We start from the raw sequence: 720 nt of genomic DNA, 5'->3' as shown, positions 1-720 counted from the left end.
GACGCCGGTCTTCGTGCCCACCCTGCCGCATGTTGCGGCCCATCCCGCCGCCGCCGCGCTGGCAGGCGTGGTGGCCGTGCTGTCCTCGGCGCTGCCCTATACGCTGGAAATGCTGGCGATGAAGCATCTGAACGCCCGGCAGTACGGCATCCTGGCCAGCCTGGACCCGGTGATGGCGGCCCTGATCGGGCTGGCCCTGCTGGGCGAACGCCTGGCCCCCTCGCAATGGATCGGCATCCTGTGCATCGTGGCGGCTTCGATCGGCGGCGTGATGGTTCCCCGCGCGGCCCGGCCCACAGCGGCGACGGCCGGCGAGCCCTGAGCGCCCCCGCCTTCCGCCGTTATGGCAGGCCGAGACAGGGCGCTGCGAACAGGGTGCGCCGCCAGGCTCCGCGCAGCGTATGCGCCGCGACGATGGCCCAGATCACCGCCAGCCCCGCCACCAGCACGCCGCCGATCACCGCCAGCAGCGCCAGGTGCGTCTGGCGCGCCAGGGTCAGGGTAGCCAGGGCATAGACCCCCAGCGGGAAGGTGAACCCCCAGCACCCCAGGTTGAACGGCAACCCCTGCCGCAGATAGCGCAGGGCAGTCGCAACCCCGAACATCAGCCACCACGCGCCATAGCCCCACAGGATCGTCCCGCCGACGATGCCGGCGCCGGCGGCCACGGGCCCGAGCGCCACCATGCCGTTGGCGTCGCAGATCGCCGGCGCGTCCTGG

2 protein-coding genes are annotated in these 720 nt (G+C 72.6%); one reads left to right on the top strand and one right to left on the bottom strand.

Going from position 1 to position 720, the window contains the following annotated elements:
- Positions 1-322: EamA family transporter (locus HUK84_RS21400; RefSeq protein WP_176641948.1), on the top strand; the 322-nt coding region annotated here is incomplete at its 5' end.
- A 19-nt stretch (positions 323-341) separates the two neighbouring features.
- Here HUK84_RS21400 and HUK84_RS21395 read toward each other — a convergent pair.
- On the bottom strand, positions 342-720 hold a 379-nt coding region (locus HUK84_RS21395), incomplete at its 5' end, for an SLAC1 family transporter (protein WP_456306690.1).

Source organism: Nguyenibacter vanlangensis, assembly GCF_013376155.1.
In the GTDB taxonomy this organism is placed as follows: Bacteria; Pseudomonadota; Alphaproteobacteria; order Acetobacterales; family Acetobacteraceae; genus Gluconacetobacter; species Gluconacetobacter vanlangensis.
The sequence above is the reverse complement of the archived record's forward strand: the minus strand, read 5'-3'. Positions and strand labels throughout refer to the sequence as shown.